We start from the raw sequence: 17,600 nt of genomic DNA, 5'->3' as shown, positions 1-17,600 counted from the left end.
GATTGGACCGCTTCCCGGACCAGAAGAAGAGCTATCGATGTCGAACAAAACCAACAAACTGGCAAATTGAGGGTATACCCTTAAATAAGTCTTGCATAAGACTAGGGTATACCCTATAATGGGTCATCTGCTCCACAAGAGCCAAACTTACAATACGGAGGCCTGCCATGACCAAATACAACATCGCAATGACTGATTCCCTCGAGCGCGCGCTGATCCACGGCGAAATCAACAGCTATTACAACCAGCCCACGCTGCTCCACTGGATCGGCACTCTAGTCAAGAAAGCGCAGGCCAAGCTTGTTTCCTACGCCGCCGACGTGTCCAACGACATGGACGCAGCACGCAAAGACGGTCACAAGGTCACCGCGGCCTGATTCTTCCTCCTCGTAGCACCCACTCGCGCGACGGCGCCATCCCAGCCGTTACATACGAGTTTTAAAAGCCGGCTCACGCACACAATGCGCGAGCCGGCTTTTTGTATGGTGCACACTCGATTTGATCGTTCTGGTCCGTCTCGTCCGTATTTCCGGCGCAAAGAAGCGGGACGCGGCATTGTCCGCTTGACACCATTTCACTCAACCACTAAAGTTTGCGGCAGTCAGCTGGGAGAGCGCGTCCACAAAAACGCCGCCGAAGGTGCACTCCCAAAACTCTCAGGCTCAAGGACCGGCTGACTCGCTGCCCGCAGTGGAAGGGGCGCGCTACTCTGGAGAGCAGCTTCCACCGAGAAGCTCACCGAAGGGGCTGGGCCGCTCGGCTCGAATCTCTCAGGTATCAAGGACAGAGCGGGAACAACGAAGCAAATGCTTCGCTTTTACCGTTTTAAAGTCCAGGATATGACAAGCACCCCACCTCTCAGACAAACCCCGCTGGCCTCCCGTCATATAGAGCTGGGCGCACGCATGGTTGATTTTGGCGGATGGGAAATGCCCATCCATTACGGATCACAGATCGACGAGCATAATGCGGTGCGGCAAGCCGCCGGCATGTTCGATGTTTCGCACATGTGCGTCATAGATGTGCAAGGCAACGATGCCCGCCCTTTCCTGCGCACCGTTCTGGCCAATAACGTCGACAAGCTGCAGCTTGCCGGCAAGGCCCTGTACAGCTGCATGCTGAACCCCCAGGGCGGCATTCTTGACGATCTCATCGTGTATTTCGAAAGCAACACCCGCTATCGACTCATCGTCAATGCAGCCACCGCGCTGCACGACCTGGCATGGCTCGCCCAACAGGTACAGCTGCAAAGCGCCGACGTTGCGCTGACGCCTCGGCGCTTCGGCGACGAGCCGGCCGGGGCCGCTGCCCTAGCAATCATCGCAGTGCAAGGCCCCCAGGCACGTGCACGCTGCTGGCAGGCAATGCCGCGCGCCGAGGCGGCGGCGGGCGACCTCAAGCCTTTCCATGCGATATATCACGCTGACCCACGATTCGGCGAAGTCATGATCGCGCGAACCGGCTACACCGGCGAAGATGGTCACGAACTGATCTTGCCGGCCGATCGGGTAATTGATCTTTGGAACGAACTGCTGAGCGTCGGCGTCCGTCCCGCGGGCCTCGGAGCGCGCGACACACTGCGCCTGGAGGCCGGCATGAACCTCTACGGCCAGGATATGGATGAACGCACTTCGCCGCTCGACTGTGGGCTGGGCTGGACCGTCGACCTGGACGCCTCGCGCAATTTCGTGGGCAAGGCGGCACTGCGCGAACAAGGGCAGAGGTGGAAGTCGGCCGGACTGATCGCGCTGGACCGCGCGGGGGTCTTACGATCCGGACAGCAAGTCGAAACCCCTGCCGGCGAAGGAGTGATCACCAGCGGCAGTTTCAGCCCCACTATGAATCAAAGCATCGGCCTGGCACGGCTGCCCCTAGATGTGGAGACAGACGCCGAAGTGCATGTGCTCATACGCGGCAAGACAGTGCGCGCCCGGGTAGTGCAACCGCCCTTCGTGCGTAACGGCCGGATAAAAGTTTGAACCTGTGGAATACAAGATGAGCAAACTCTTCAGCGAGCGCCATATCGGCCCCGACGCGAACGAGCGGCGACACATGCTCGACGCTCTGGGCTACGACAGCCTGGACACCCTGATCGACGACGTCGTACCGCCCGCAATACGACAGACTGCCACCCTGCCCCTGGGTGAATTCACCGAACCGCTTTCCGAGAATGATGCGCTGGCCAAGTTGCGGGCGCGCGCGACGCAAAACAAGGTCTTCCGCAATTTCATCGGCCAAGGTTATTACGGCACCTTCACTCCGGCCGTCATTTTGCGCAACCTGTTTGAGAACCCGGCTTGGTACACGGCCTACACGCCCTATCAACCCGAAATCTCGCAAGGACGCCTCGAGGCGCTGCTTAACTTCCAGCAAATGTTGACAGACCTGACCGGCATGGAAATCGCCAATGCGTCGATGCTGGACGAAGCAACAGCGGCGGCCGAGGCCATGACACTGTTGCTTCGCGTCAACCGCAACAGCTCGGTCCGCAACGTCTTTTTCGTCGCCGACGATGTATTGCCACAAACGCTGGAGGTTGTGCGCACCCGGGCTCAGGCGCTTGATATCACTGTGCAGGTGGGCCCCGCCGACCAGGCTGCGAAAGCCGGCGCCTTCGGTGTGTTGCTGCAATATCCCGGCGTGGATGGCAACGTGCGCGACTACCGCGCCCTGGCAACGGCCGTACACGAACAAGGTGGCCTGGTGGCAGTGGCGGCCGACTTGCTGGCGCTGGCTTTGCTTGCCCCGCCAGGTGAATGGGGCGCCGACGTAGTCGTGGGCAACGCACAGCGCTTCGGCGTTCCCCTGGGCTTTGGCGGACCCCATGCCGGCTACATGGCGGTGCATGACCAGTTCAAGCGCTCGCTGCCGGGCCGTCTGGTAGGAGTCACCATCGATACTCAGGGCGACCCGGCTTATCGCCTGGCCTTGCAAACGCGCGAACAGCACATACGACGAGAAAAAGCCACCTCAAACATATGCACGGCGCAAGCATTGTTAGCCATCATGGCTGCCATGTACGCCGTTTATCACGGCCCCGCCGGAATCAAGCGCATCGCCCAACGCGTCCACGACCTGACCGCAACCCTGGCGGCCGGCCTGGCCATGCTCGGCTGGCAAAGAAGCAACCAAAGCTATTTCGATACCTTGACCCTGCGTACCGGCCCCGCAACACAAGCCATAGTCGACTCGGCCATAGCCCGCGGCATGAACCTGCGGCTGGTCGACGACGCACACGTTGGCATATCGCTGGACGAAACCACAACAGCCGCCGACGTCGAAGCTCTTTTGAATGTGTTCGCCCAAGACAGGCAAGCCCCCCGCTACGACGCGCTGAATGTAGAACAAACGCCGGGTTATCCCGCCGAGCTGGCTCGTCAAAGCCCCTATCTAACCCATCCGGTATTCAACTCGCATCACTCCGAACACGAGATGCTTCGCTACCTGAGGCGTCTGGCAGACAAAGACCTGGCGTTGGACCGCGGCATGATTCCGCTGGGTTCGTGCACCATGAAGCTGAATGCGACCAGCGAGATCATCCCGATTACCTGGCCCGAATTCGCCGACATCCATCCGCTGGCTCCGGAAGACCAGACCGAGGGCTATCGCCAGATGATCGACGAGCTTGAAGCCATGCTGTGCGCAGTGACGGGCTACGCGGCGGTAAACCTGCAACCGAACGCGGGCTCACAGGGCGAGTATGCGGGCCTTCAGATCATTCGTGCATACCATGCCTCGCGTGGCCAGGCCGAACGCAATGTATGTCTTATCCCTTCGTCTGCACACGGAACAAACCCCGCCTCGGCCCAGATGGTGGACATGAGGGTGGTCGTAGTGGCTTGCGACAACCAGGGCAATATCGATCTGGACGATCTGCGCGCCAAGGCCCGGCAGCACAGCGCCACGTTGGCGGCCATTATGATCACCTACCCTTCCACGCACGGAGTCTTTGAAGAAACCGTGCGCGACGTGTGCGATATCGTGCACCAGCACGGCGGCCAGGTCTATGTCGACGGAGCCAACATGAACGCGATGGTGGGCCTGGCGGCGCCCGGCCTTTTCGGCGGTGACGTGTCGCATTTGAACCTTCACAAAACCTTTTGCATACCCCACGGGGGCGGCGGCCCCGGCGTGGGGCCGGTTGCGGTCGGAGCACACCTGGCGCCCTTCTTGCCGAATCACCAGGCCGGCGGCTATCAACGTTCTTCCGAAGGCATCGGCGCAGTCAGCGCCGCTCCTTTCGGCTCGGCCGGCATCTTGCCCATTTCGTGGATGTACATCGCCATGATGGGCGCACAAGGGTTGACTGATGCCTCGCGCAACGCCATTGTTGCAGCGAATTATCTGGCTACGCGCTTGCGCGATCATTACCCCGTACTGTATAGCGGCCGAAACGGGCTTGTGGCGCACGAGTGCATCCTGGACCTGCGCCCTTTGCAGAAGGCTACCGGCATCACCAACGAAGATGTGGCCAAGCGGCTGATGGACTATGGTTTCCACGCCCCGACCATGAGCTTCCCCGTGCCCGGCACCTTGATGATAGAGCCAACCGAAAGCGAGACGCTGTGCGAGCTGGACCGTTTCATCGATGCAATGGTGTCCATTCGTCACGAAATCGGCAAGGTCGAATCCGGCGAGTTCGCCGCCGAAGACAACCCGCTGCGCAACGCGCCCCATACCGCGGCCATGGTTACGGCCGACGAATGGAACCATGGCTACACGCGCTCGCAAGCTGCCTACCCCTTGCCCAGCCTGAGGCAGAATAAATATTGGCCCCCTGTGGGCCGGGTGGACAACAGCTACGGTGACCGCAACCTGTTCTGCTCGTGCATTCCCATCGAACAATATGCCCAAGAGCAAGTGGAAGCCTGAAGCCCGGGTGCGCAGCGTGGGGCCTGTTTCCCGCCCGGGAGCCAGCCTTGAGCTGCGCTGCCAAGACTTCCTTCGCGAACTTAGTCGTCTTTCTTGCTAAGCAGATCTTTCAACATGCCCAGGCGCTGCTTCGGGCTCAGTGCCTGCAGTTCGGGGTCTTCACGCAGCTTTACCGCCGAGAGCCCCATTTCGTCGATGAAGCGCGAGGGCTCGCAAACGACGTCGTCGCGCGCGCGACGGCGTTTTTTGCACCACGTCAGGTGCAAAGAGCGCTGCGCGCGGGTAATGCCCACGTACATAAGCCGCCGCTCTTCCTGTATGCGTGTTTCAAGAGACTCGGCAGCCTTGGCTGGATCGCCGTCCTCTTCGTCGCGCCCCATATGAGGGAGCAACCCCTCTTCGACGCCGATAAGATAAACATGCGGGTACTCGAGCCCCTTGGATGCATGCAGTGTTGAGAGCTTGACCGCATCCGGGTCTTCTTCGTCGCCGCGCTCAAGCATGGTGACCAGCGCTATGTGCTGGATCAGCTCGAAAAGGTCGAGCTCATCTTCTGTGGCCTTGCGCTTGAGCCAATCAACCAGTTCAAGCACGTTCTGCCAGCGCGTCTGCGCGGCGCGTTCTTCCAGGGTGTCGTACAAGTAGCGCTCGTATTCGATGGCGGCCAGCATCTCGTCCAGCAGGGGGCCGGCGGGCTCGGCGGCATGCGACGCCTGGCCGGCCTGCTGCCGGCCCGCGCGCTGTTGAGTGCGCTGAATGAATTTTGCGAACGCTTGCAGTGGCTCCAGTTGCCGCGCAGCCAGGCGCTGCGTATGGCCGATCTCGAAGACGGCGGCGAACAGCGACATGCCGCTTTCGGACGCGAACTCGCCCAGCGCCTTGAGGGTGGCTTGACCGATGCCGCGCCGGGGCGTTGTGACCGCGCGAATAAAAGCGGGGTCGTCGTCATCGTTGGCGATTAAACGCAGGTAGGCCAGTACGTCGCGTATTTCTGCCTTGTCGAAGAAGCTTTGCCCACCTGACACAGTGTACGGAATGCGCAGGTTGCGCAAGGCCTGCTCCGCCACCCTGGCCTGCTGGTTGCTTCGATACAGGATGGCAAAGTCGCGCCACTGGACCCGACGTTCGAAGCGTTCGGCCGATATGCGCATCGCCACGGATTCGGCCTCGATAAGGTCGGTTTCCATGGCGGTGACTTGTATAGGTTCGCCCACCCCAAGATCGGACCACAGTTTCTTGTCGAACAGGTTGGGGTTATGCCCGATGACCCGATTGGCCGCCGACAAAATACGCTGTACAGAACGATAGTTCTGCTCGAGCTTGATAACCTTGAGTTCGGGGTAATCTGTGGTGAGCTTCGCCAGGTTCTCCACCGTAGCGCCCCGCCAGGCGTAAATAGCCTGATCATCGTCACCCACCGCTGTGAACATCGCGCGCCGCCCCGTCAGAAGCTGCACCAGCCGATATTGGCATTCATTTGTATCCTGGTACTCGTCCACCAGCAGGTACTGCACTCGCGCCTGCCACCGTTCTCGCACCGCTTCATTCTTTTGCATCAGCATGGTCGGCAGCCGGACAAGGTCATCGAAGTCGACCGATTGGTAAGCCGCCAGTGTCGCCTCGTAGCTGCGGTAGATGCGCGCCGCCTCGGCTTCGTTAGGTGTAGAAGCCGCGCGTTCGGCTGCGTCAGGGTCCATCAACGCGTTCTTCCATAGCGATATCGTCTGCTGGGCGGCGCGCAACCTGGCCTTGTCGGTGGTGGCTAGAAGCTCTTGGATGATGCCCAGGGCGTCGGTGGAGTCCATGATGGAAAACTCCGGCTTCAGCCCGGCGTGGCGCGCTTCTTCACGCAGAAATCGCACGCCCAGCGAGTGGAATGTGCTGACGGTAAGCCCCTTGGTCAGTCGGGAATCAACCAGAGTCTTGACCCGCTCGCTCATTTCGCGGGCGGCCTTGTTCGTAAAGGTAAGCGCCACCACATGGCGGGCCATATAGCCGCACTCTCGCAGCAGGTAGGCTATCTTTTGCGTGATAACGCGTGTCTTGCCGCTTCCTGCGCCGGCCAGCACCAGGCAAGGGCCATCGAGGTACAGGGCCGCCACCTTCTGGGGCGAATTCAAATCATGGGCCAGAGTATGGCCGACCGGCATCGGCGAGGGGTGGGTCATCAGATTTCCAACGGATCGACTTCAAGCTGCCAGCGCACTCGCGTGTCGGCGGCCGCTTGCGGAAGGGCCTGCATCCAGGAGGAAAGAAAGGCCTGCAAGGCCGGCCGGCTGCCGCTTTCAATCAGCAATTGGGCTCGCTCTACATTGGCGACGCGCACCACGCGCAGCGGCACCGGGTCGTATAGGGTGACAGAGCCCGAGGCAGGATAGTGATCGGGAGACTGCTGAGGAAGTTCGCGCGCGATGGCAAGAAAATCAATGGCCAAGCGCAATTCGCGCGCCTCGGCCGTGAGCAGAGCCTGATGGGCGTAAGGCGGCAAACCCACCGCCTCGCGCTCGGCCAAGGCGTACTCGGCAAAGCCGGTGTAGTCGTGGCGCATTAAAGCCTGGTACACGGGCTGCTCGGGATAGTCAGTCTGGATGATGACCTGGCCGCCCCTGACGTGCCGCCCTGCCCGTCCCGCCACCTGCATCAACTGAGCAAACAGGCGCTCGGGCGCACGGAAATCTTGAGCGAACAGCATGGCATCTGAATTGATGACGCCGACCAAGCCCAGATTGGAGAAGTCGTGGCCCTTGGCCACCATTTGGGTGCCCACCAAAATATCGACCTCGCCCGCATGTACCTTGGCAAACAGGGCTTCGGCGCTGCCCTTGAGCCGAGTGCTGTCGGCGTCGATGCGTGCAATGCGAGCATCGGGAAACAGTTCGGCCATGTGCTCTTCGACCCTTTGCGTGCCTCTGCCCATGGGCTGCAGGTCTTGGTCGCCGCAGTCGGGACATGCGCGAGGCACCTGGCCCCGATACCCGCAATGATGGCAATGCAGAAGATTGCGCCCGCCCCGGCCCCGGTGCAGCACGGTATAAGCGGTGCAGCGGGTGCATTGGCTGACCCAGCCGCAGGAGGCGCACGACAGCACCGGCGCATAGCCACGTCGATTCAGGAACACGAGGCATTGCTGGCCCGACTGCAATCGCTCTTGCATGGCGGTGATCAGATGCGGCGACAAACCTTGCTGCAAGGCCAGCCGGCGAGTATCGACCAAACGAACGGCAGGCAGATCAGCGTCTCGGGCCCGATGAGAAAGCGACAGCTTCAGATACCGGCCGCTTTGCGCATGATGCCAGCTTTCAAGAGACGGGGTGGCCGAACCCAACACCACAGGGATGCCCAGGTCGTGCGCTCTCCATACGGCGAGGTCTCGAGCGGAATAACGCAGGCCTTCTTGCTGTTTATATGAAGCGTCGTGCTCTTCGTCGACGATGATCAGGCCCAGATCGGGTAAAGGCGTAAAGATCGACAAACGAGTGCCCAGCAGGATGCGCGCCTCGCCTCGTTGGGCGCGTAGCCACGCCCGCAAACGCTCGCCATCCGCCAGCCCGCTATGCAGCACAGCCAGGATGTCGGGCGCGGCAATGGCGGCCAGGCGGGACCGCAACGATCTCTCCAACTGGGGGGTGAGATTGATTTCGGGCACCAGGAACAACACCTGCCGGCCCTGCGATAAAACATGTTGAGCCGCGCGCAAATAAACTTCGGTTTTCCCGCTGCCGGTGATTCCATGCAGCAGCACTGCCTTGAACCCTTGTATAGCGCAAATTGCGGCGGCCGCCGCCTGCTGTTCGGCATTAAGTTCGGGGCCCGGCAAGGGGCTTGCCTCTGGCGATGCGGCACTGCGGCGCTTGGCATCGCTGCGCTGCACCGGCCCGCCGGCAGAGCGCTTGCCTTGATAGGCGCTGACTTTACGCAAGCCCGCCGGCAGGCACGGAAGCATCACCTCGCCCAGCGGCCGCTGGTAATATTGCGCCGCGAAGCGGGCCATCCGCATCCACTGGGCAGGCATGGGCGGCAAATCGTCCAGCACCTGCTCCACCGGCTTGATCAAGCGCTGCTCTATGGCCGGTTGGTCGACCGTTTCTACAACGATGCCGACCATCTTGCGCCTGCCAAACGGAACAATGACCCGGGTGCCCACGGCCACGGCCTGATCCGCCCGATAATCGAACAAACCCGGCAATGGAACATCGACCGCCACCCGCAGCCAGAAGACAGCGCTTTCGACTTGTTGCGAATGCTCGTCCTGAACCTGCCTGATGGATGGCGATGGAGTCATTGACACTTAAAGTAGTTTCTTATGAACAGTCTGCAAATGCTGACAAGACCGCGACTTGCGCAATTGGCTCGTCCCGCTTGTGGATAACTTTGGGGAGAAGCATGGTAACAACCGGGGAAAAGTCAATGAGGTTTAGCGCGATGTGCCAGCAGCAGCTACGCATAAAAACAAATAATGCTTATAAATCAGCTACTTACAAAGAACTATGAGACTGTAACTTAACAGTCTAGAAAATTGCTGCAGAGCGATGTAACTTGTGCACAACCTGCTGAAAGGCCCCGGATTACGAGCCTTTCAGAATTGTTCAGCGCAATAAGCTAACGCTTCCCGCGGCTATAGCTGTGGACTTCATCCACAAGCGTTGCAACCGCCTCGGGCGGCGTGAATCGCGATATGCCGTGACCAAGATTGAATACATGACCACCCTCGCCCACGGGGCCGAAGTCGTCGATGACGCGGCGCGCCTCGGTACGTATCGCGGCCTCGCCCCCAAAGAGCGCCATGGGGTCGATGTTGCCCTGCAGAGCAATCTTGTCTTCGACCCTGCGACGAGCTTGCGAAAGGTTGACTGTCCAGTCGAGGCCCATGGCATCGCATCCGCAACCAGCGATGTCTTCAAGCCACATGCCGCCACCTTTGGTGAATACGATGACCGGAACGCGCCTTCCTTCGCGCTCGCGCGTAAGGCCTTGTACGACTTGGCGAGTGTAGGCCAAAGAGAATTCTTGGAACAGGCTGTCGGCCAGCACGCCACCCCAGCTATCGAAGATCATGACGGCCTGGGCGCCTGCCTGTATTTGAGCGTTCAGGTACTGACTGGTAGCCTGCGCGTTGATATTGAGCATGCGGTGAACCAAATCGGGGCGTGCGTAAAGCATGCTTTTGATCAGGCGATAATCGCTGGAACCCTGCCCCTCGACCATATAGCATCCGATTGTCCAGGGGCTGCCGGCGAACCCGATAAGTGGGACTTTGCCGTCTAGTTCTTTGCGGATAACCTTGACAGCATCGAATACGTACTGCAATTGCGACATGTCCGGCACAGCCAGTTTGGCCACGTCGTCTTCAGTGCGTACAGGACGCGCGAACTGCGGCCCCTCGCCGGCGACGAAGTCGAGCCCCAGGCCCATGGCGTGCGGAACGGTAAGAATGTCGGAAAAAAGGATGGCCGCGTCAAGATCGAAACGCTCGAGGGGCTGCAGGGTGACCTCGCAAGCGTATTCCGGGTTTTGCGCCAGGCCCATGAACGAACCGGCGCGCGCCCTTGTCTGGTTATATTCGGGCAGATAACGCCCCGCCTGGCGCATTAGCCAGATTGGTGTGTAGGGCACGGGCTCGCGCATCAGCGCTTTCAGGAAAACATCGTTCTTAAGTATGGGGGACGACACGGCTATCCTCGAAAAAACACGCGGGTTATTTTACCCGCCGGAAGTAGATTTGGGGGGCGACTCGGACCGATACGGAGCGGCGTCGATGTCGTACTTGCGCATCAAGGCCCAAAACGCACGCCGGTGCTTTTGAGCGGCGCGGGCGGCCATGGCGATGTTGCCCGAATGCCGGCCCAATGCAGCCTTGATGTAGGCGGTTTCGAACCGTTCGATGATCTTGCCTTTGGCGGCCCGAAAGGATTCGCGGGAGGTCGCACTGCGCGATGCGGTAGCCGCCGCGTAGGCGTCGAGTTCGATACCGGTACGCTCAAGTATAGTCGAGCACAGCTCGGCTTCGCCGACAGGCTTGCCGGAATCACGACAAATGTACTCGCCGCCTCGCTCGCCCACCTTTGATGGTACGGCAGCAGCGGGCGCCGCCCATGACAAGGCAGGGGCCCGGCGTTCGTCGAGCAGACGCTCTATTCGGACCCGGAGCTCTTCGGGGCAAAGCGGGGTGCGCACGAAATCGCTTAACCCAAGCTCGTAGAGATCATTCAGGGCGGCAGCCTTGAGCTGGCCAATGAGCGCGAATACAGGGGTTGTGAGGCGTCCGTTGGCGGCAAGCAGACTGGTGCGCGCCCACGCAAGATTATCCTGGCTGACCGGGACGAGGCAAACATCGAAGCGGCGCAAAAGCATCGAGCCGTCGGCCAGATAACCCGACGCGCCAGGGCGGGTGACGTCGATGCTTGGAATGGGCGAATGAAAATACAGCCGGCCTGCCCAATGCCGCCCCGCCCAGGGGCGCATCCAGCTTTCAGTGCAAGCAGTGCCGATCAGGGCGCAATCGAGTCTCTCCCTCATGGTTGTCCTCCGTTTGGTGTATACCCATCACATTGAGAAGTGTGACCCAGCTTAGTCAGGGCCCACTCGAGCCACAATGGGCATAAGCATTGACTCGGAAACTACCTAGCCAAGGGTGGACAAGCACGAAGTATTATGGGGTGCGTATTCGGGATATCGCAGCCTTGATGTGCCGCCGAAGCAAAACAAGCCTCCCGGCTCGCACCGAAGAGGCTTGCCGTGTCGGGCGCCGCCAACGGCGCCCCAACACTTGCTAGCGACGCATCTTGGTAAGCCTGCGCGCAGCAGCGACCTGGGCCGCCAGCATGGCAAGCTCTGCCTCGACCACGGCGATGTCTTCTTTGTCCTTGGCGTTGCGCAAGGCCTCTTCGGCGCGCTCGCGCGCTTGCAGGGCCTTGGCTTCGTCAAGATCTTCAGCGCGAATGGCAGTGTCGGACAATACCGTTACGCCGCCCGGCTGCACTTCAAGAATACCGCCGGCGACAAATACGCTGACCTCTTCGCCGCTATCAGCCAGGACAATCTTGACGGTACCCGGCCGTATGCGTGAAATCAGCGGCGTGTGGCCGGGCATGATGCCCAGCTCGCCCGACTCGCCAGGCAGCACGACGAATTTCGCTTCACCGGCAAAAATCGATTCTTCCGCGCTGACGACGTCAACATGCAGGTTGGCCATAACAGATTCCTATTAGAGTGACTTCGCTTTCTCGATGGCTTCATCAATGGAGCCGACCATGTAGAAAGCCTGCTCGGGCAGCGCATCGCACTCGCCGTCGACGATCATCTTGAAACCGCGCAGTGTCTCGGACAGCGGCACGTACTTGCCAGGCGAACCAGTAAACACTTCGGCCACGTGGAAAGGCTGGGACAGGAAACGCTGAATCTTGCGGGCACGGGCCACGGCCTGCTTGTCTTCGGGCGAGAGTTCGTCCATGCCAAGAATGGCGATAATGTCGCGCAGCTCTTTGTAGCGCTGCAGTGTCTGCTGCACGCCGCGGGCAACCGCATAGTGCTCTTCACCCACAATCTGCGGGTCAAGCTGACGGCTGGTCGAATCGAGCGGATCGACGGCCGGGTAGATACCCAGTGCGGCGATGTCACGCGACAACACGACGGTGGAGTCCAGGTGCTGGAAGGTGGTGGCGGGCGACGGGTCGGTCAAGTCGTCGGCAGGCACGTAAACGGCCTGGATCGACGTGATCGAACCTGTCTTGGTCGAGGTAATGCGCTCTTGCAGCTTGCCCATTTCCTCGGCCAGGGTGGGCTGGTAACCCACCGCCGAAGGCATGCGGCCCAGCAGAGCCGAAACTTCGGTTCCGGCCAAGGTGTAGCGGTAGATATTGTCGACGAAGAACAGAATGTCGCGGCCTTCGTCGCGGAACTTCTCGGCCATGGTCAGGCCCGAAAGCGCCACACGCAGGCGGTTGCCGGGCGGCTCGTTCATCTGGCCGAACACCATGGCCACTTTCGACTCGGGCAGGTTATCCAACTGGATAACGCCGGCTTCGGCCATCTCGTGGTAGAAGTCGTTACCTTCACGAGTACGCTCGCCCACACCAGCGAACACCGATAGACCGCTGTGGGCCTTGGCGATGTTGTTGATGAGTTCAAGCATGTTTACTGTTTTACCCACACCGGCGCCGCCGAACAGGCCAACCTTGCCGCCTTTGGCGAAGGGGCAGACCAAGTCGATAACCTTGATGCCGGTTTCGAGCAGCTCGACCGAAGGCGAGAGCTCATCGAATTTGGGGGCGTCTTGGTGAATTGCGCGCACTTCATCGCTTTGGATGGGGCCACGCTCGTCGATGGGACGGCCAAGCACGTCCATGATCCGACCCAGGGTGCCCACACCGACCGGCACCGAAATGGGTGCTCCGGAGTTGGCCACAGCCATGCCGCGGCGCAGGCCATCGGAAGAGCCCATGGCAATCGTGCGGACGATGCCGTCGCCAAGCTGCTGCTGCACCTCGAAAGTGAGGCCGGCTTCGGCGAACTTCGAGCTGTCGTCGACGAGCTTGAGCGCGTCATAGATGTTGGGAATGTTGTCGCGGGGGAACTGAATATCCACCACGGCGCCGATGCACTGAACGATGGTACCGTTGCTCATGTTTAGTCCTTGCTAAATATCTTTGACGGGATGCCTTTCTGTCTATGCCTAGACAGCGGCAGCGCCCCCGACGATTTCTGAAATTTCTTTCGTAATGGCAGCCTGGCGGGTCTTGTTATAGACCAGCTCCAGCTCTTCGATGATCTTTTTGGCGTTGTCCGACGCAGCTTTCATGGCGACCATGCGAGCAGATTGCTCGGACGCCATGTTTTCCGCCACGGCCTGATACACCAGCCCTTCGACGTACCGGAGCAACAGGTCATCGATGACGGATTTCGCATCGGGCTCGTAGATGTAATCCCAGCCGTACTGCGACTTGACCCGTTCTTGTTCATCTTGCGCAGCAGCTTCTTCAGACTGGAACGGATCGTTCAGACCGCTGGGCAGCGGAAGCAGACGAATAAAGCTTGGGTCTTGCTTCATGGTGTTGACGAAGCGGTTGGTCGCCACGTAGACAGCGTCGATTTTGCCGTCGGCAAAATCGTCGAGCTGAACCTTGATGGCGCCGATGAGGCGATCGAGGTTGGGCGCGTCGCCAAGCTGTACTTCTTGCGAAACCAGGTCGGCGCCAATACGGGTGAGAAAGCTCAGCCCCTTGTTGCCCAGCGCAGTGGCTTGCACCTTGATGCCCTTTTGCTCGAACTCTTTGAGACGAGTGAGCGCAAGACGGGTAATGTTGGTGTTAAGACCGCCACACAGACCCTTGTCGGTAGTTACCAGCACGACGCCGACCGCTTTGACATCCTTGCGCTCAATCATGTACGCATGATGGTAGTCGGGATGCGCCTGCATGAGGTGGGCGGCAATTTCGCGCACCTTGGTTGCATAGGGACGGCCGGCACGCATTCTTTCCTGCGCTTTGCGCATTTTAGAAGCCGCCACCATCTCCATGGCTTTGGTGATCTTCCGCGTGTTTTGCACGCTTTTGATCTTGGTTCGAATTTCCTTGATTCCGGCCATCGTACTTCCTGTCAGGGCGTTGCCGCGGGCGCCTTTTGAGGCTTTCCCGCGTTACGTATGGGCCGCCGCAGCGGCCCTCGCCAATCACACTTAAAAAGCACCGTGCTTTTTGAAATCCTCAATGGCTGCCGCAAGCTCGGCCTCGTCTTCCTTGGACAGTTCTTTTTTGTCCTCGATACGCTGCACCAAAGCTTCATGCTTGGACTTCAAGGCATCTTTAAGCGCCTTCTCGAACGGCAGGATCTGTTCGACTTCGAGGTCGTCGAGATAGCCCTTCGTGACGGTGAACAACGAAACGGCCAGTTCCCAGACCTGAAGCGGCTGGTACTGGGGCTGCTTGAGAAGTTCGACCACACGCTTGCCGCGCTCGAGCTGGCGACGGGTGGCGTCGTCAAGGTCGGAGGCGAATTGAGCGAATGCCGCCAGTTCACGATACTGGGCCAGGTCGGTACGAATACCGCCCGACAGCTTCTTGATGACCTTGGTCTGGGCCGAACCACCAACACGCGACACCGAGATACCGGCGTTGATGGCTGGGCGCACACCCGCGTTGAACAGGTCGGATTCGAGGAAGATCTGACCGTCGGTAATCGAGATGACGTTGGTCGGAACAAAGGCGGAAACGTCGCCGGCCTGGGTTTCGATGATGGGCAGGGCCGTAAGGGAACCGGTTTGGCCCTTTACCGCACCGTTGGTGAATTTCTCGACGTAGTCGGCGTTGACGCGGGCTGCGCGCTCGAGCAGACGGGAGTGCAGATAGAACACGTCGCCGGGGTAGGCTTCACGGCCGGGAGGACGGCGCAACAGCAGCGAGACCTGGCGATAGGCCCAGGCTTGCTTGGTCAAGTCGTCGTACACGATAAGGGCGTCTTCGCCGCGATCGCGGAAGTACTCGCCCATGGTGCAGCCGGAGTAGGCCGACAGATATTGCATGGCGGCCGAATCAGACGCGGCAGCAGCAACCACGATGGTGTATTCGAGGGCGCCGTGCTCTTCGAGCTTGCGCACCACGTTACTGATCGTGGATGCCTTCTGGCCGATGGCGACATAAACGCAAGTGACGTTCTTGCCTTTCTGGCTGATGATGGTGTCGACGGCGACGGCGGTTTTACCGGTTTGGCGGTCGCCGATGATCAGCTCGCGCTGGCCACGGCCGATCGGCACCATGGAGTCGATGGCCTTGGTGCCCGTTTGCAGGGGCTGGTCGACCGACTGACGAGCGATAACGCCTGGAGCGACCTTTTCAATGATGTCGGTCTCTTTGGCGTTGATGGGGCCCTTGCCGTCGATGGGCGCACCCAAGGCGTCGACCACGCGGCCGCGCAGTTCGGGGCCCACGGGCACTTCAAGAATGCGGCCGGTGGTTCTAACCGTGTCGCCTTCGGAAACGCCGGTGTAGTCGCCCAAAATAACAGCGCCGACGGAATCACGCTCGAGGTTGAGCGCAAGGCCATATACATTGTTGGGGAACTCAAGCATTTCGCCCTGCATCACGTCGGACAAACCGTGAATGCGGGTAATGCCGTCGGTCACGGAAACGACCGTGCCTTGCGTACGTACGTCGGTGGACGCGCCCAAGCCTTCGATGCGGCTTTTGAGCAGCTCGCTGATCTCTGACGGGTTAAGTTGCATGTTCAGACTCCTGGAATCCTGTTGACCGGCTCGCTCTAGGCGGCCAGCGTATCGCGCATGCGGACCAACTGGGCCCGCACAGAAGTATCGAGTACTTGGTCGCCGACCACCACACGCACGCCGCCGATAAGATCAGCGTCGACCGTGACAGCCGGCTTGAGTTTGAGGCCAAATTTCTTTTCAAGAGCAGCGATGAGGTCTTGCACCTGAGCGTCAGTTAGCGCATAGGCGCTGGTGATCTGTGCAAGTGCGGTGCCTTCAAGCTTGTTCTTAAGCAGATCGAACTGCTCGGCGATTTCGGGCAGGACCAGCATGCGGCCGTTCTCTACCAGCAACTCGATGAAGTTGCGGGCATTTTCCGAAACCGGAGATTTAACCAGGCCCGTAAACAACTCGACGCGCTTGGCGTCATTCAGGCGTGGATCCCCCAGCGCTTCCCGTACATCTTCGAGCGTTGCCAGCGCGGCGAACTCGTTGAGCAGCTCTGACCAGGATTCCAGGTTGCCACCTTCTTGCTGGGCCGCCTGGAATAGCGCTTCGGCATAGGGTCTTGCGATAGTCGATAGTTCAGCCATTGCCTGCCCTGATGATTACAATTGCGTCTTGAGCTGGTTAAGCAGCTCGGAGTGTGCCTGGGCGTCGACCTCGCGCTGGAGAATCTGCTCTGCACCCTTGACCGCCAGAACCGCCACTTCAGACCGCAGGCCGTCGCGGGCGCGCTGAACCTCTTGGGCTGCGTCCTGCTTGGCTTGCGCGAGAATGCGGGCTTTTTCGGCCTCGGCCTCGCGGCGGGCTTCATCAATGATGCCTGCTGCTTGCTTCTCGGCTTCGAGCATGCGAGCATGATTCTCAGTTTTGGCCGAAGCTTCGATCACGTTGATGCGCGCTTGTGCCTGGGCCAGGTCTGCCTTGCCCTTGTCGGCGGCCGCTAGGCCGTCGGCGATCTTCTGACGGCGATCGTCCATTGCTTTCGTAAGAGGCGGCCATACGAATTTCATCGTAAACCAAGCCAGTACGAAAAACACGATCATCTGAAAAAAGAGAGTCGCGTTTAAGTTCACGGTCGTTTCCCTTTAATACCACTTGTGCCACACAGCCCGGCTGCCTGACACCATGTCCAAGCCGCCGGCAACGCTTCGCTTTCGAAACGCCGCCAACAGCTGCTTACCCGCGCGCGGGCTTGGTGCTTACCCGACGAACGGGTTGGCGAAGGCGAACAGCATGGCAATACCAACGCCGATCAGGAACGCCGCGTCGATCAGGCCGGCAAGCAGGAACATCTTGGTTTGCAGAGCGTTCATCAGCTCGGGCTGACGTGCCGAGGCTTCGAGATACTTGCCACCCATCAAAGCAATACCGATACTGGCGCCAAAAGCACCCAGTCCAACAATAAGACCGCAAGCCAGAGCAACGAAAGCAACGTTGGTCATAACAACTCCTTGGTTAAAAACCTGGTAATCAAAAAGTCAAAAAAGAGGAAACTTCTTTGCAAGAACACCTTGCGCCCCGGCCG

Annotated in this window: 14 protein-coding genes and 2 riboswitches; of the genes, 3 read left to right on the top strand and 11 right to left on the bottom strand. The window is 59.8% G+C overall.

The genetic code is table 11. From position 1 onward, the window contains the following. Nucleotides 1-167 precede the first annotated feature (167 nt). From ACIY1O_RS10920 to gcvP, 3 genes are all read left to right on the top strand, one after another. Entirely contained in the window at nt 168-377 is a 210-nt protein-coding gene (locus ACIY1O_RS10920) for a hypothetical protein (protein ID WP_397475114.1), read from the top strand. 219 nt (nt 378-596) lie between these two features. Then, a riboswitch (glycine riboswitch) is annotated at nt 597-682 on the top strand. Nucleotides 683-699: 17 nt separating this feature from the next. Then, a riboswitch (glycine riboswitch) is annotated at nt 700-797 on the top strand. A 42-nt stretch (nt 798-839) separates the two neighbouring features. Beyond that, entirely contained in the window at nt 840-1,979 is a 1,140-nt protein-coding gene (gene gcvT / locus ACIY1O_RS10915) for a glycine cleavage system aminomethyltransferase GcvT (protein ID WP_397475113.1), read from the top strand. Nucleotides 1,980-1,995: 16 nt separating this feature from the next. Then, the gene (gcvP, locus tag ACIY1O_RS10910; RefSeq protein WP_397475112.1) at nt 1,996-4,872 is read left to right on the top strand and encodes an aminomethyl-transferring glycine dehydrogenase; all 2,877 of its coding nucleotides are present in this window, start codon (nt 1,996-1,998) and stop codon (nt 4,870-4,872) included. Nucleotides 4,873-4,952: 80 nt separating this feature from the next. On the opposite strand, the gene ACIY1O_RS10905 is transcribed toward gcvP, so the two are convergent. From ACIY1O_RS10905 to atpE, 11 genes are all read right to left on the bottom strand, one after another. Next, nucleotides 4,953-7,022, bottom strand: coding sequence for a UvrD-helicase domain-containing protein (locus ACIY1O_RS10905; RefSeq protein WP_397475159.1), 2,070 nt, complete (start codon nt 7,020-7,022; stop codon nt 4,953-4,955). A 17-nt stretch (nt 7,023-7,039) separates the two neighbouring features. After that, a complete protein-coding gene (locus ACIY1O_RS10900) occupies nt 7,040-9,154 on the bottom strand; it encodes a primosomal protein N' (RefSeq protein WP_397475111.1) in 2,115 nt (704 codons plus the stop codon). A 317-nt stretch (nt 9,155-9,471) separates the two neighbouring features. Next, nucleotides 9,472-10,542, bottom strand: coding sequence for a uroporphyrinogen decarboxylase (hemE, locus tag ACIY1O_RS10895; RefSeq protein WP_397475110.1), 1,071 nt, complete (start codon nt 10,540-10,542; stop codon nt 9,472-9,474). Between the two features lie 30 nt (nt 10,543-10,572). Next, on the bottom strand, nt 10,573-11,388 hold the full coding sequence (locus ACIY1O_RS10890; RefSeq protein ID WP_397475109.1) for a hypothetical protein: 816 nt from the start codon (nt 11,386-11,388) through the stop codon (nt 10,573-10,575). 253 nt (nt 11,389-11,641) lie between these two features. Further along, a complete protein-coding gene (locus ACIY1O_RS10885) occupies nt 11,642-12,064 on the bottom strand; it encodes a F0F1 ATP synthase subunit epsilon (RefSeq protein ID WP_397475108.1) in 423 nt (140 codons plus the stop codon). A 12-nt stretch (nt 12,065-12,076) separates the two neighbouring features. Next, a complete protein-coding gene (gene atpD / locus ACIY1O_RS10880; RefSeq protein ID WP_397475107.1) occupies nt 12,077-13,495 on the bottom strand; it encodes a F0F1 ATP synthase subunit beta in 1,419 nt (472 codons plus the stop codon). Between the two features lie 48 nt (nt 13,496-13,543). Next, nucleotides 13,544-14,455: a F0F1 ATP synthase subunit gamma gene (atpG, locus tag ACIY1O_RS10875; RefSeq protein ID WP_397475106.1), complete on the bottom strand. Its 912-nt coding sequence runs from the start codon at nt 14,453-14,455 to the stop codon at nt 13,544-13,546. Between the two features lie 90 nt (nt 14,456-14,545). Then, on the bottom strand, nt 14,546-16,087 hold the full coding sequence (gene atpA / locus ACIY1O_RS10870; protein ID WP_397475105.1) for a F0F1 ATP synthase subunit alpha: 1,542 nt from the start codon (nt 16,085-16,087) through the stop codon (nt 14,546-14,548). A gap of 35 nt (nt 16,088-16,122) precedes the next feature. After that, nucleotides 16,123-16,662: a F0F1 ATP synthase subunit delta gene (locus tag ACIY1O_RS10865; RefSeq protein WP_397475104.1), complete on the bottom strand. Its 540-nt coding sequence runs from the start codon at nt 16,660-16,662 to the stop codon at nt 16,123-16,125. Nucleotides 16,663-16,677: 15 nt separating this feature from the next. Further along, nucleotides 16,678-17,148, bottom strand: coding sequence for a F0F1 ATP synthase subunit B (locus ACIY1O_RS10860; protein ID WP_397475103.1), 471 nt, complete (start codon nt 17,146-17,148; stop codon nt 16,678-16,680). A 126-nt stretch (nt 17,149-17,274) separates the two neighbouring features. Continuing rightward, nucleotides 17,275-17,517: a F0F1 ATP synthase subunit C gene (gene atpE / locus ACIY1O_RS10855; RefSeq protein ID WP_093969799.1), complete on the bottom strand. Its 243-nt coding sequence runs from the start codon at nt 17,515-17,517 to the stop codon at nt 17,275-17,277. Nucleotides 17,518-17,600: the final 83 nt, after the last annotated feature.

It is taken from the genome of Pusillimonas sp. (assembly GCF_044464525.1).
Taxonomy (GTDB): domain Bacteria; phylum Pseudomonadota; class Gammaproteobacteria; order Burkholderiales; family Burkholderiaceae_B; genus Pusillimonas.
Note: the sequence above shows the minus strand (reverse complement) of the source record. Positions and strands in the feature narration are given on the sequence as shown.